General features: G+C 62.3%; 12 protein-coding genes. 7 read left to right on the top strand and 5 right to left on the bottom strand.

Annotation, left to right across the window (positions count from 1 at the left end; all coding sequences use genetic code 11):
• Window positions 1-237: 237 nt before the first annotated feature.
• The 3 genes from kdgD to CO660_RS25870 all read right to left on the bottom strand — a co-directional run bounded on the left by kdgD (window position 238) and on the right by CO660_RS25870 (window position 2,950).
• Window positions 238-1,164, bottom strand: coding sequence for a 5-dehydro-4-deoxyglucarate dehydratase (gene kdgD / locus CO660_RS25880; protein ID WP_097601152.1), 927 nt, complete (start codon window positions 1,162-1,164; stop codon window positions 238-240).
• A gap of 36 nt (window positions 1,165-1,200) precedes the next feature.
• Window positions 1,201-2,175, bottom strand: coding sequence for a mannonate dehydratase (locus tag CO660_RS25875; RefSeq protein ID WP_085778121.1), 975 nt, complete (start codon window positions 2,173-2,175; stop codon window positions 1,201-1,203).
• A gap of 64 nt (window positions 2,176-2,239) precedes the next feature.
• Window positions 2,240-2,950: a FadR/GntR family transcriptional regulator gene (locus CO660_RS25870; RefSeq protein WP_097601151.1), complete on the bottom strand. Its 711-nt coding sequence runs from the start codon at window positions 2,948-2,950 to the stop codon at window positions 2,240-2,242.
• 132 nt (window positions 2,951-3,082) lie between these two features.
• Between CO660_RS25870 and CO660_RS25865 the strand changes: the two genes are divergently transcribed.
• From CO660_RS25865 to CO660_RS25845, 5 genes are read left to right on the top strand one after another with little or no spacing between them, the layout of a single operon-like run.
• Window positions 3,083-4,678 (top strand): ABC transporter substrate-binding protein, encoded by a 1,596-nt coding sequence (locus CO660_RS25865; RefSeq protein WP_097601150.1) that lies wholly within the window; start codon window positions 3,083-3,085, stop codon window positions 4,676-4,678.
• Window positions 4,679-4,698: 20 nt separating this feature from the next.
• Window positions 4,699-5,727, top strand: a complete 1,029-nt coding sequence (locus CO660_RS25860; protein ID WP_097601149.1) for an ABC transporter permease — start codon at window positions 4,699-4,701, stop codon at window positions 5,725-5,727.
• Between the two features lie 11 nt (window positions 5,728-5,738).
• Window positions 5,739-6,641 (top strand): ABC transporter permease, encoded by a 903-nt coding sequence (locus CO660_RS25855; protein ID WP_097601156.1) that lies wholly within the window; start codon window positions 5,739-5,741, stop codon window positions 6,639-6,641.
• Window positions 6,628-7,473, top strand: coding sequence for an ABC transporter ATP-binding protein (locus CO660_RS25850; protein WP_097601148.1), 846 nt, complete (start codon window positions 6,628-6,630; stop codon window positions 7,471-7,473). The genes CO660_RS25855 and CO660_RS25850 overlap by 14 nt, the downstream gene beginning before the upstream one ends.
• The gene (locus CO660_RS25845) at window positions 7,470-8,213 is read left to right on the top strand and encodes an ABC transporter ATP-binding protein (protein ID WP_097601147.1); all 744 of its coding nucleotides are present in this window, start codon (window positions 7,470-7,472) and stop codon (window positions 8,211-8,213) included. Before CO660_RS25850 ends, CO660_RS25845 begins: the two co-directional genes overlap by 4 nt.
• A gap of 83 nt (window positions 8,214-8,296) precedes the next feature.
• On the opposite strand, the gene CO660_RS25840 is transcribed toward CO660_RS25845, so the two are convergent.
• Window positions 8,297-8,767, bottom strand: coding sequence for an NADPH-dependent FMN reductase (locus CO660_RS25840; protein ID WP_097601146.1), 471 nt, complete (start codon window positions 8,765-8,767; stop codon window positions 8,297-8,299).
• Window positions 8,768-8,780: 13 nt separating this feature from the next.
• Window positions 8,781-9,845 (bottom strand): LacI family DNA-binding transcriptional regulator, encoded by a 1,065-nt coding sequence (locus CO660_RS25835; protein WP_097601145.1) that lies wholly within the window; start codon window positions 9,843-9,845, stop codon window positions 8,781-8,783.
• A 183-nt stretch (window positions 9,846-10,028) separates the two neighbouring features.
• Here CO660_RS25835 and CO660_RS25830 point away from each other — a divergent pair, with 183 nt between their 5' ends.
• A complete protein-coding gene (locus CO660_RS25830; protein WP_097601144.1) occupies window positions 10,029-12,548 on the top strand; it encodes a hypothetical protein in 2,520 nt (839 codons plus the stop codon).
• A gap of 67 nt (window positions 12,549-12,615) precedes the next feature.
• Complete coding sequence (locus tag CO660_RS25825; RefSeq protein WP_097601155.1) at window positions 12,616-13,875, top strand: ABC transporter substrate-binding protein; 1,260 nt, start codon at window positions 12,616-12,618, stop codon at window positions 13,873-13,875.

Here is a 13,875-nt window from a genome sequence, read left to right as displayed (position 1 = left end):
TCTCGCCAACACAATCCTCTTTCGCAAGACCGAATGGACGCCACAACACCGGAAAAATTGAACATGGTTGCTCCCCGCACGCGGGGAGAAGGGACAAGCCGTGACCTCTCCGTTCCACGCCACGTCTCGTGTGGCACGTCCCTCGCCCCGCGAGCGGGGAGAGGGTTAGGGTGAGGGGCAGCTATTCCCACGAACCGACAGCCGCCGAGCCACCCCGGCGGCCTATTTCGCGATGTATTATTCCGCCGCGATCCGTTCGACGCCGTTGGCCTCGACGATCTTCTCCAGCATCGCTAGTTCTTCCGGGGTGAGATCCGTCAGCGGCGGGCGAACCGGGCCGGGGTTTTGGCCGAGAACGCGGAGCCCGGCCTTGATGATCGAGACGGCATAGCCCTTCTTGCGGTTGCGCAGGGCGACGAAGGGGAAGAAGAAGCTCTTCAGGATCTCGTTGACGGTCGCCTGATCGCCGATGCGCAGGGCGCCGTAGAAGCGCTGGGCGAGCGCAGGCACGAAGTTGAAGACGGCGGAGGAATAGGTCGTCACGCCGGCGGCGAAATAGGCCTGGGCATAGACCTCGTGGGTCGGCATGCCGCCGACATAGACCAGACGATCGCCAAGCCGTGTGGTGATCTCGGTAACCTTGTCGACGTCGCCGACGCCGTCCTTGAAGCCGATCAGGTTCGGGCATTCCTCCGTCAGGCGGGCGATGCTATCGGCGGTCAGGATGGCATTGTCGCGGTTATAGACGATGACGCCGATGCCGACCGATTGGCAGACCGCCTTGACATGGGCGATCAGACCGGCCTGCTCGGCAAACATCAGATAGGGCGGCAGAAGCAGCAATCCGTCCGCGCCGGCCTTCTCGGCCGCCTGTGCGATCTCGATGGCGAGCGACGTACCGTACCCGGTTCCCGAGATGATCGGCGTATTGCCGGCCGAGGCCTTGGCGGCTTTGACGACCTCAGGGATCTCGCTCGGGTTAAGGGAGAAGAATTCGCCGGTGCCGCCGGCGGCGAAGAGGGCTGCGGCGTCGTAGCCGGCGAGCCATTCGACATGACGGCGGTATTTCGCTTCGTCGAACTTGAGTTCATCGTTGAAATGCGTCACCGGAAACGACAACAGGCCACTGCCGACGGCCTTCTTCAATTCAATCGGGTTCATCATGACGTCCTATTCCTTAGGTGTTGAAAATCGATTGTGTCAGGCGCTCTCGAGCACTTGCAGAAGTGCCGCGATGTAGCCGTAACAAAAGGCAAACGCGGTGGCGGACGGGTCCTTGCCGCTGACGGTCGGCACATGGTCTGGCATCAGCATGTATTTGTAGCCGACTTCCTTGTAGATCCTCGCCGAGCGGACCATGTCCATATCGCCCTCGTCGGGGAAGGTCTCCATGAAGGACAGCTTGCCGCCGCGAATATTGCGGAAATGGACGTTGAAGATCTTGTTGCGCTCTCCGAACCAGCGAATGATGTCGTCGATCTCCTCGCGCGGATTTTCGAGCATCTCGCCGACCGAGCCCTGGCAGAAATTGAGGCCGTGATAGGGGTTTTCGCGCATCTGCACAAATTTCTTCAGCCCTTCCACCGTGCCGAGCACGCGTGTGACGCCGCGATAGCCGGGCGGTGTATAGGGATCGTGCGGATGGCAGGCGAGCCGGACGCGATTGCTCTCGGCGACCGGCACGACGCGTTCGAGGAAATAATCGATCCGTTCCCAGTTTTCGTCTTCGGAGAGCACGCCTGCAAGGCCGGGCGCAGCCTGCTGGTCGGTCTTCTCCCAGCGGAAGCTCGCATTCATCGACCCGCCGCGTCCCGGTTCATCCGGCGTGCGGGGAATGCCGATCAGGTTGAGATTGTATTTGACCGCCGGAATGCCGGCCGCCGCGACATCCTCGATCATCTGGCAGACCGCATCGATCTGCCGGTCGCGCTCAGGCCCGGCAAGCAGGATGTCGGGATAGGAAGCCTTCTCGATCGGCTGCGAGGGCAGGGGCAGCTGGATCATGTCGAGGATCAGACCGAAGCTCTCGACCTTGTCGCGATGGCGTTCGATATCGGCAAGCGTCCAGCTGCTCGGCTGTCCCGGCGGATCGGCGCTGATATGCTTCACCCCCAATTGCGCGAAGATCCGATAATCGTCATCGTCGCGCGCCGCCACCTGTGTTCCAAGATACATCAGAGATCTCTCCAAAATCAACAATGTCATATGACATAATATGAATTTTCGAGAGTGTCGAGCCCTATTGCTGTTCGGCGAGCATCCGATAACGCCGTTGGCTCGCCATCAGATGCGCGCGCATCGCCTGGCGCGCGCGGTCGGGATCCTGATCGGCGATGGCCGACAGGATTTCCACATGCTCGGCGTAGACCTTCTGCAGATACTCGCGGTCATTGGCCTCCGGCAGCGTCGGAAACTGACCGCGGGGGATGGCGCGTGGGCCGAAATGACGCAGCACGTCGACATAGAATCGATTGTTGGTGGCGGCGGCGATCGCCATGTGAAAGGCATAATCGGCCTCGACCGTCTGCTGTCCGCTTTCGATCAGTTGCGCCATTTTTCGGTTGGCCTCGCGGATCGCCGCTTCCTGCTCGGCCGTGCGGCGATAGGCGGCGATCGCGGCCGCTTCACCCTCGGTGGCCATGCGAAACTCCAGCAATTCCAAGGTTTCCGGAATGCTCTTGATTTCCACCGGCGTCAGCGCCATGACCGTATGGACTTTCGGATCGGCGACGAACACGCCCTTGCCCTGGATCGGCCGGACGAAACCCGCAGCCCTCAAATCCGCGATAGCCTCGCGCACGACGGTGCGGCTGACGCCGAAGGTCGATTCGAGCTGTGGCTCGGTCGGCAGCTGGTCGCCGACGCGCAATTTCCCTGTCTCGATTTGCGCTCGCAGCTGATCGATAACCTGCTGCGCCAGTCTTTGCCGGCCCCGGCCAAGTGTCGTCATTCTCGTTTCCCCAGTTCCTTTGCCTGACGTCTTCCGCACGGGTCTTGCAATTCAAATCGGACTTCGATAAATCATAATACGACATACGGACGACATAATATGTCCTTTATAGTAATCCAGGGAGGAGTTACAATGAAGCATTTTTCGAAAGGCCTGTTCGTCGGCGCCGTCATCAGCGCGCTGACTATCGCCGCACCACTCTCGCATGCCGCAACGCCTAGGGATCAGCTGGTGATCGGGACATCGCTGGCACAGGTTCTGTCGCTCGATCCGCATCAGGCGACCGAAGGCAAGGCGGTCGAGATCATGTCGAACCTCTACGACCGGCTGGTGAACAGCACGCCGGATGGCAAGATCGTGCCGCAGCTGGCTGAAAGCTGGAAGGTGGACGACAAGGGCATCACCTTCACGCTGCGCCAGGCCAATTTCGCCTCCGGCAATCCGGTGACGGCGAAGGACGTCGTCTATTCAATTGGGCGGCTTCTGAAGCTCGACCAGGCTGCCGCCGCGAACCTCAAACGCGTCGGCTACGACAAGACCAATGTCGACAAGCTCGTCACGGCAGTCGACGACAAGACGGTGCGCATCGATTTTTCCGGCCAGGTGACCGCCGAAATGCTGCTCTACCGGCTGACGACCTCGACCACCAGCGTCGTCGACAGCGTAGAAGTCGAGAAGCACGTCGTCGACAATGATTATGGCAATGCCTGGATGCGGACGCATTCGGCTGGTTCCGGCCCATTCACCCTGAACCGCTGGTCTCCGAACGAACTTGTCATTCTCGACGCCAACAAGGATTATGTCACCGGCGCTCCGAAGATGAAGCGCGTCATCGTCCGCCATGTTCCGGAAAGCCAGGTCGAGCGGCTGATGCTCGAACGCGGTGACATCGATATCGCCAGCGCCATGACCGCCGCCGACCTCGCGACCTTCAAGGACAAGCAGGGCTTTACCATCCAGCGCATTCCGACAGGCGGCTTTTACGTGCTGTCGATGAATGCCGGCAACCAGTACCTGTCCAACCCGAAGGTGCGCGAGGCCATTGCCTATGGCATCGACTATAAGGGCATCGAGAAGACGATCATGGGTCCCTACGGGCGGGCGAGAAACGTTCCGGTCCCGGAGAATTTCGAATCTGCGATCCCGAACCCCGATTGGCATCTCGACGTCGAAAAGTCCAAGCAGTTGTTGGCCGAAGCAGGGTTCAAGGACGGCTTCTCGCTGACGCTGAAGACGATAGCGCAGACGCCGCGCATCGACCTTGCCACCGCCATCCAGGCATCGCTTGCCCAGGTCGGCATCAAGATCGACATCCAGCAGGGCAACGGCTCGGAAATCATCGCCGCCCACCGCGCCAGGGATTTCGATCTGCTGATCCCGCAGACCAGCGCCTATATGCCGAACGTGCTCGGCTCGATGGAACAGTTCTCCTCCAATCCCGACAATTCGAAGGAAGCCAACAATGCCGGCAATTTCGTTTGGCGCTCGGCCTGGGACATCCCGGAGCTCACGGCGCTGACGGCCAAGGCATCGATGGAGCCGGACGCCAAGAAGCGCGGCGAGCTCTATGTCGAGATGCAGAAGATGTTCGTGGAACAGAAGCCGGCGGTCCTGCCGATGTTCGAACGCTTCGAGCCGATCGTCCTGTCGAGCAAGGTGCAAGGATATGTGGGGCATCCGACCCAGCTGACGCGTCTCGAGAACGTCACGAAGTCTGAAGCCCAGTAATACTCCTGAGGCAGCCGATCATGAAGGAACTTTCTGTAGCCGAATTTGGCCGACGCCTGGCGCATTTGCTCGTCAGCCTGTTCATCCTCCTCTGTGTGACCTTCGTGATCGGCCGCGTCCTGCCTGCGGATCCCGTCGGCGCGATCGTCGGCGAACTCGCTGATCCCGCCGCCTATGCGGCGATGCGGACGCGGATGGGGCTCGATCTGCCGATCTATCAGCAGTTCTTCCTCTATCTGAACGGGCTCGCCCATGGTGATTTCGGCACGGCCGTGCTGACCGGCAATCCCGTCTCTTCGGACCTCGCCCAGGCCTTTCCGGCGACATTGGAACTGGCCACGCTTGCCGTGATCATCTCGACCTTCGTCGGTGTCCCGCTCGGCCTGGTCGCGGCGCTGTTTCGCGACAGTGTGATCGACAAGGTAGCGCGCGTGGTCGCCCTCGTCGGTCATTCGATCCCGGTCTTCTGGTTCGGCATCGTCGGCCTCGTCATCTTCTATGCCGGCCTGAACTGGGTCGGCGGGCCGGGCAGGGTCGATGTCTTCTACGAGGGGTTGGTCACCCCGCAGACAGGGCTGCTGCTGGTCGATAGCCTCCTTCAGGGTGAGACGGAAATCTTCTGGAATGCGCTCGGCCATATCATTCTGCCTGCCATCATCCTCGCCTACGCCGCGATGGCCTACATCACCCGCATGACCCGCAGCTTCACGCTCGAGCAGTTGAGCCAGGATTACGTCATTGCGGCCCGCGCCAAGGGTGTGAGCCCCTTCGGCACGATCTGGCGCCACGTCCTGCCGAACATCGCCGTCCAGCTGATAACCATCCTGGCTATTTCCTACGGCGGATTGCTCGAGGGCGCCGTCGTGACCGAAATCGTCTTTTCCTGGCCGGGCATCGGCCAATACATGACGAATGCGCTGATGATCGGCGACATGAACGCCATCGTGGCCGGCACCATCATTGTGGGATTCATTTTCATGCTGTTGAACTTTCTCGCCGACGTCGCCTACGCCATATTTGATCCGCGCATGCGGGAGGCGGCGCGATGAGCCCCAGCCCGATGAGCAATGTTATCGGCAGCGAGATCCGGATTCGTCCTCCAAGCGTTCCGAGCCGCATGGCGGCGTCGTTTGCGCGGGCCGGCCGCAAACTGGCCGCCGAGCCGCTTGGCCTTGCCGGTTTCGTCATCCTCGGCCTGCTTTGCCTGATAGCGATCTTCGCGCCGCTATTGGCGCCTTACGATCCGGTCATCCAATCGCTCGGTGACGCCCTGCAGCCGCCGAGCCTGGCGCATCCGGCCGGCACGGACGAGTTCGGTCGCGACATTCTGAGCCGCCTGATCTTCGGCACGCGGATCACCATCCAGACGGTGTTGTCGGTATCCCTGATCGTTGGGCCGATCGGACTGCTGATCGGCGTCGTCGCCGGATTCTTCGGCGGCAATACCGATGCGTTCCTGATGCGCACCACCGATATCGTGCTGTCCTTCCCCTCGCTGATTCTGGCGCTCGCCTTTGCCGCCGCGCTGGGCGCTGGCCTGGGTACGGCGATCATCGCCATCTCGCTCACCGCCTGGCCGCCGATCGCAAGGCTTGCTCGCGCCGAGGCGCTTGTTGTCAGAAATGCCGATTACGTGGTCGCCGCCCGCCTTTACGGCGCTTCGCCGATGCGCATCCTGCTTCTCTATATCGCGCCCATGTGCATTCCATCGGTGATCGTTCGCCTGACGCTCAACATGGCGGGCATCATTCTGACGGCGGCGTCGCTCGGCTTTCTCGGTCTTGGCGCCCAGCCGCCGGCGCCGGAATGGGGCGCAATGATTTCCAACGGCCGCAAGTTCATGCTCGATTACTGGTGGGTCGCGGTCATGCCCGGTATCGCCATCCTGCTGACGAGCCTTGCCTTCAACATCGCCGGAGATGCTCTGCGCGACATTCTGGATCCCCGCCATGCAAGATCGTGACCTCCAGCCGGTTCTTTCCGTCAAGGCGCTGAATGTCCGGTTCGGCCGAGGCGCCGTGCCCGCCGTCTCAAATGTCAGTTTCGACGTCGGCCGCGAACGAGTCGGGATCGTCGGAGAATCCGGTTCTGGCAAATCGACGACAGGGCGGGCGATCATGCGTCTTTTGCCGCCTGCGGCGATCGTTTCTGCCGAGCGAATGGATCTCGCCGGCAGTCCGCTGTTGGGAAAAAGCGAGCGCCAGATGGGCGCGCTGCGCGGCAAGGATATCGCGCTGATCATGCAGGATCCGCGCTATTCATTGAATCCGGTGCTGTCGATCGGCAAGCAGATCGCCGAGGCCGCCCGCCTTCATCTCGGCCTCAGCGGCAAGCCGGCGCAGGATGCGGCTCGCGCCATGCTCGAGCGGGTGCGCATCACCGATCCCGACCGGGTCATGGCGCTTTATCCCCACCAGATCTCGGGCGGCATGGGCCAGCGTGTGATGATCGCCATGATGCTGCTGGCGCGGCCGAAGCTCGTGATCGCCGACGAGCCGACCTCGGCTCTCGATGTCAGGGTGCGAAAGGACGTGCTGCTGCTGCTCGATGAGCTGGTGCGCGAAAACAATTCGGGCCTGCTGCTGATCAGTCACGACATCCGCATGGTCGCGGCGTTCTGCGAGCGCATCATAGTCATGTATGCCGGAAGGATCGTCGAAACGCTGACCAGCCTTGAAGAGGCCCGTCATCCCTATACGCGCGGGCTGATAGCAGCGCTGCCCGATCCGAAGAATCCGGTTCGCCGGCTTGCCGTTCTCGACCGGGCGAAACTCGATCTGGAGGCGGCGCAATGATCAATGTCCGCGACCTCGATGTTGTCTTCACGTCGGGCAAATCAAGCAACCATGTCGTCAAGGGCATTAGTTTTCAGGTGGGCCATGGCGAGACGCTCGGTATTGTCGGCGAATCCGGCTGCGGCAAATCGACGGTGCTGCGCTGCCTCGCCGGCATGGAGGCCGGTTGGACCGGTCAGATCGAGCTGCGCGGCAGGCCGATCGGCAAGAAGCGCTCCCGCGAGGAACTGACCTCAGCCCAGATGGTGTTTCAGGATCCTTACGGATCCTTGCATCCGCGCCACCGCATCGGCACCGCGCTCGCCGAGCCGCTGCGCGCCATGCGCCATGCCGACATCTGGACGAAGGTCGAGAGGGCGTTGATCCAGGTGGGCCTGCCGGCAAGCTTCGCCAATCGGTTTCCGCACGAACTTTCCGGCGGCCAGCGGCAGCGAGTGGCGATCGCCCGGGCGCTGATCCTGTCGCCGCCTATCCTGCTCCTCGACGAGCCGACATCGGCGCTCGACGTCTCCGTCCAGGCCGAAATCCTCAACCTGCTTGCCGACCAGCGCGAGGAGAAGGGACTGACCTATCTGCTCGTCAGTCACGACCTCGCAGTGATCGCCCATATGTGCGACCGGGTGATGATCATGAAGAACGGCGGTTTCGTCGACGAACTCACAAAGGCGGATCTGCAGGCCGGCACGACGCATGATGCGTATGCGCAGGAGCTTTTCGAGGCGAGTTTCATGGAGACTTGATGGGGTCGTTGCGCAGGCGAGCCTCAGGCTGGAGCGCAATAGCGTGCGAAGGCCTCGAGGAAAAGACGCATCTCCTCCTGATGCTAGGGCGCGGAAAGATGCTCGGCAATTTCTTGCGGGGAAAGCTTCATCAGATGGAAGCGAAGGAAGAGCTGCCCGTTGAAGCGCTCGCTCAGCGTAGCGAGAACGGTGCGAAGCTGCTGCAGCATCTCATCGCCGCGATGCGACGCGTGCGCAAGCACGATCGGTTTGCCGATCACTTCGTTGCGGGAGACGAGCCAGTCGATGGCGTTCTTCAGCCCGCCGGGGACTGACCTGATATATTCTGGACTCGCCAGGATCAGTCCATCCGCCTCCGCGATGGCATTTGCAAGAGCCGCCACTTCGGAAGGAGGCTCGGGAAGCTCGAGATCGGGCGAGAAGACCGGGAGCTCGCCAACACGATCATAGACCGAGAGCGTATGCGCCGGCCCGGCAGCCGATCGGAGAGCATATAGCATGGCCGTATTGGTCGAGGCTCTGCGCGCGCTTCCGGATATCGCCAGGAATTTCATGACCGGCCTATCCTCATGCGCTTGGCTTGATGTGATCCGCGGCAGCCGGATGGCGGACGGCTGCGACGCTGCCTCTTTCGACGACATGGCAGGCAAGCTCGACACGGCGGCGCGGCAGGGCAAGGCCGAGCATCATGTCGCGCAAGAGGTCGAGCGCGGTGGCGCCGAGTTCACGCATCGGGATGTGCACTGTCGACAGCGGCGGATTGAGAAAGGCCGATTGCGGCAGGTCGTCTATGCCCATGACGGAGACATCCTGCGGCACGGCATAACCCATCGCCTGCAATCCGCGCACGGCGCCGTTGGCGAGACTGTCGCCCGCCGTCAGAACGGCGGTGAAGCAAAGGCCCTTGTCGCCGACGAGACGGGTGATCGCCTCGGCGCCGAGTTCCGGCAACCAGTCGTCAACCTCGAGCACCAGGTCGGCATCGGCTGTCAGCCCATGATGCTGCAGCGCGTCGCGCCAGCCCTCCAGGCGCCGCTCGATCGTCCGCCGTCCCGGCCGCAGCATGAACAGGATGTGTTGATGCCCGGCCTCGATCAACCGCTCGGCGGCAATGAAGGCGGCCGATCGGTTGCAGGGCGTCACACTCGAAAGCCGCATATAGGGATCGTCGCTGTTGACGAGTACGACGGGCTTCCCGAGATCGGCGGCGGCCGCCAGCATATCCTCCTCGTCGACGGTCAGAATCAGCATGCCGCCGAAACTTGCATCATTGCGCATCTCGGCGATGACGCGGGTTTCATCGGCCTTGTCGGCGACCGGGCGCATCGCCATTTCGATGCCGAGGGCGGACGCGCGCGCGTTCAATCCCTCCAGCACGTGTAGCGTGAACTGATTGCGGACATAATCGATCATCGCCGCGCCGGAGGCGACGAGCATGACCTTCTTGCCGGCGACACTCGCCGGCAGCGCATAACTGACAGCGCTCGCCGTTTGCAGCACCAGCTTGCGGATCTCGGGCCTGACGCCCTTTTCTCCGGCGAGCGCGCGCGACACCGTGCTGATCGAGACGCCGCAGCGTGCGGCGATGTCGTCTAGGCGTGTGCGCCTGCCTTTTTTCTGCTCCGCAGCCATCACATCTCCCCGGTCTCTCTTGAAGTATGCAAAAATCTTTCAGATTGCGCAAACGGAATGGCTATGCACAATTAACGTGTCAGCGACAGGCGGCAGAGCAGGGAGGCTTTGAAGATGCGGTTTGACGGCAAGTCCATGCGTCGGCGTTTTGCCCGGTGCGTCAAGGTTCAAGCGGGCTGAAGCATGGCCGCCGAAGAATCCTATCTCCGCCGCAAGACCGCGAAAAAAAGCCCGATCGTCTACTGGCAGCTCGGCTCGCTCTCGCAGGCGCGCTACGACGTCGCCGACCGGCCGATGCAAGGCAACATGGATCCGTTTTTCTTCGTCACCAAGACGAAGAATTTCATTCCGCATGAATATCCTTGCCGCACCGAATTCAAGGCATGTTTCGCCGGGCGGCGGCCGCAGCTGGCTGCCGAATTCGAGGCCGTCCGCTGGTGGCTTCCCTTTTCATCGCCGCGCGTCGATCTCTCCGGCTTCTGGTTTCGTCCGACGCGCATCGGCTGCTGGGCGCGCACCTTCCTCGATACGCAGTCGGCGGGACCGGCCACGCTGCGCCTGTCGACCTGCGGCGGCGCCATCCTCTTCGTCAACGGTCGCGAGCAGGGTTTTATGGCGCCTTACCAGCGCAATCTGGAAGCTCAGCAGACATTTGAAGTGGAGTTGACGGCTGGGCTCAACGAGGTCCGCATCTATTTCGACGATCTCGCCGAACGCGACACCCGCTTCTATTTCCAGCTGGATTATCTCGATGGGCCGGAGGTCGAAACATCAGTGCCTGTTCCCATCGCCGCCGGTGACGCGGACGGGCTGGAGGCAATCCTCGAAGGCATGCGCTTCGACCGCACCGCCTATCTCGGCGAGGACGTGACCATCCTGTTTCCCGCGCCGCTGCCGGTGGCGCTGAGCTGTCATGTCGAGATCGAAGGCGACTTCATGTCGGTCGAGCGCTTCGATCATGATTTCGCGCTGCAAGCGGGGGCGATGAAGCTAGAACTCGGCACCTCGGCCGATATGCCCGCCGATTTCCGCCATTTCCGCATCACGTTCAAAACAGGCAAACTTTCGCTCGGCCGCACGCTCGGCGTCGAGATCTGCCATCCCCAGCGCCAGGGGCTGGCGCCCGCCGCGCTCGAGGATCGCGTCGCCGAGGCACTTGCCGAGGTCGCCGCCCATTCCGAGCCGGATACGGTCTGCGCCTTCGCGCGCCTTGCTTTGGGGCAGGGCGGCGAGGAGACCGAGGCGATGATCTCGGCGATGCTGCCTGTTATCGAGGATTGTCATGACTGCGCCGATTTCGTTCTGGTGCCGCTGCTCTTTGCCTATACGCGCTGGAGCGATCTGCTGTCGCAGGATCTGCGGCAGAGGATCGAGCGTGCCGTTCTCAATTACCGCTACTGGATGGACGAGCCCGGCAACGACGTGCAATGGTATTTTTCGGAGAACCACGCGCTGCTCTTCCACACCGCCGCCTATCTCGGCGGCAAGCTGTTCCCCGATGCCGTCTTCATCCGTTCCGGCCGCACCGGCGCGGAGCAGATGAGGGTCGGCGAAGAGCGCGTCCGCGCCTGGCTCGATCATTTCGAGCGCTGGGAAATGGCTGAGTGGAATTCCGTTCCCTATTTCCCGATCGACCTCAAAGGGCTGACGGCGCTTGCTGCCTGCGCCCCGGATGAAGCGATCCGCGCCCGGGCGAGCGCCAGCATCGTCCGCCTGATGGAAATTGTCGCCCGTTCGGCCCATCATGGCATGCTGACCGGCAGCCAGGGCCGCTCCTACGAACACACGCTGCGCCCGGGCCGCTCGGTCGAGCTGTCGGCCATTGCTCGGCTGCTCTGGGGCCGCGGCTGGTACGGCCGTCGCGTCCACGCACTGCCGCAGCTGGCCGTCTGCATCCGCGATCACGGCCTGCGTTTTCCCGATGAGCTCGCGGCGATCGCGGCGCACCAGTCCGACGACGCGCAGGAATGGACCTTTTCCCAGGGCGAGAACCGCTTCGCCGCCCTCTATCACTACAAGACGCGCGACACCGCACTCGGCACCATCGCCCATTACCGCCCCGGCGCCTGGGGCTATCAGGAGACCGTGTTGCATTTGCGTTTGGGCGAGCGGCCGGAAGCGCAGATCTGGATCAACCATCCCGGCGAAACCATCCAGTTCGGCTACGGTCGGCCCAGTTTCTGGGGCGGCTGCGGAACGCTGCCGCGCGTCCATCAATATCGTGACCTCGCCATTCTCGATTTCGAAATCCACGACGGCCAGCCGGACTTCACCCATGCCTGGTTCCCGCTCGAAGCCTTCGACGACACCTTTGTCAGCGGCAGGCTGGCGCTTGCCCGTTCCGGCAACGGTCTGGCGATGCTGATCGGCAACGGCGTGCTCGAACCGGTGAAACACGGCCCGACGACGGATGTCGAGCTGCGCCTGGCCGGCCGCGCCGGCCGCTGGATCGTCCGCCTTTCCGATCTCGGGCGCGAAGACGGCCTCGACGGCATGCGGGCGCGCTTCGCCACGCTTACAGCCCGCCGCGAAAACGAGGGTGCACTGATCATCGTCGATCCGGATTATGGTCAGGTTGCCTTCGAAGAGGACGGCACCGTGCGGGCCGAAGGCCGTATTCTCAAGCCGTCAGACTGGTCAGTGCGGGGAGACGCGGTACATCTGGAGATAGCGGGCAGGCAGCAGCGGCGCGCTGCTTCGTAAATGACATGTCCGGACAGGTGGAGGACCTGGCCGGATGCAGAAGTTCATCGGTCAAGAGGAGGAGACTATGACCAGAATGAAATCGATCGGCGCGGCCTTTGCTGCGGTTCTCTTGAGTTCCGTTGCCGCCCATGCCGGCGATGTGCGCATCATGTGGTATTCCGACGGCGGCGAAGGCGAGGTGATCAAGGATCTGCTGGCGCGCTTCTCCAAGGCCAATCCCGATGTCAACGTCATCCTCGATGAAGTCTCCTATGACGTCGTTAAGGAACAGCTGCCGGTGCAGCTGGAAGCCGGGAAGGGGCCCGATATCGCCCGCGTCACCAACCTGAAGGCGCAGGCGCAGCACTGGCTCGATCTCCGCCCGCTCCTCGCCGATGCGAAATATTGGGAAGAGAATTTCGGCGCCCAGGCTGACTGGATGCGCCCCGACGGTTCGAACGCCATCACCGGCTTCATGACGCAGCTGACGCTCACCGGCGGCTTTGTCAACAAGACGCTGTTCGAGCAGGCCGGCGTCGAAATTCCCGGCCCGAAGGCCACCTGGGACGACTGGGCTGCGGCGGCTAAAAAGGTCGCTGATAGTCAGAAGGTCTTCGCCATGGCGATTGACCGCTCCGGTCACCGCGTCTCCGGCCCGAACATCTCCTACGGCGCCAACTATATCGCCGCCGACGGCAAGCCGGCGCCCATTGATCAGGGCGCCAAGGAATTCCTCAGCCGCTTCGTCAAATGGAATGAGGACGGCACCGTCAACAAGGACGTGTGGGTCAGTGCTGCCGGCAGCACCTATCGCGCTGCCGCCGACGACTTCATCAATGGCGGTCTCGCCTATTATTATTCCGGCAGCTGGCAGCTTTCCGGCTTCGCGCAGAAGATCGGCGACAGTTTCGATTGGGTCATGGCCGGAAGCCCCTGCGGCACGGTGGCCTGCAGCGGCATGCAGGGCGGCGCCGGTCTGGTCGCGGTCAAATACACAAAGAACCCGAAGGACGTCGCCAAGGTGATGGACTACCTAGCAAGCGCCGACGTGCAGAAGGAATTCGCCGAGCGCAGCCTGTTCATCCCGGCGCATAAGGGCGTGGCCGCCGGCCAGGTGGACTTCAAGACCGACAATCCGCATGTGAAGGCGGCGCTGAAGGCCTTCGTTGAATCGGCCGGCCAGACGGCCCCGGCTGCGCTGAAGCTGCCGGGCTGGAAGTGGTCGGACGCCTATTACAGCGCCATCGTTGCCCGCATCAGCCAGGTGATCGCCGGCGAAATGAAGCTCGACGATGCCTATGCCCGTATCGACGAGGACATCAAGGCCAAGGTTGGCGGCAACTGA

Origin of the sequence: Rhizobium sp. L9, assembly GCF_002531885.1 — a bacterium.
Lineage (GTDB): Bacteria > Pseudomonadota > Alphaproteobacteria > Rhizobiales > Rhizobiaceae > Rhizobium.
The sequence above is the reverse complement of the archived record's forward strand: the minus strand, read 5'-3'. Positions and strand labels throughout refer to the sequence as shown.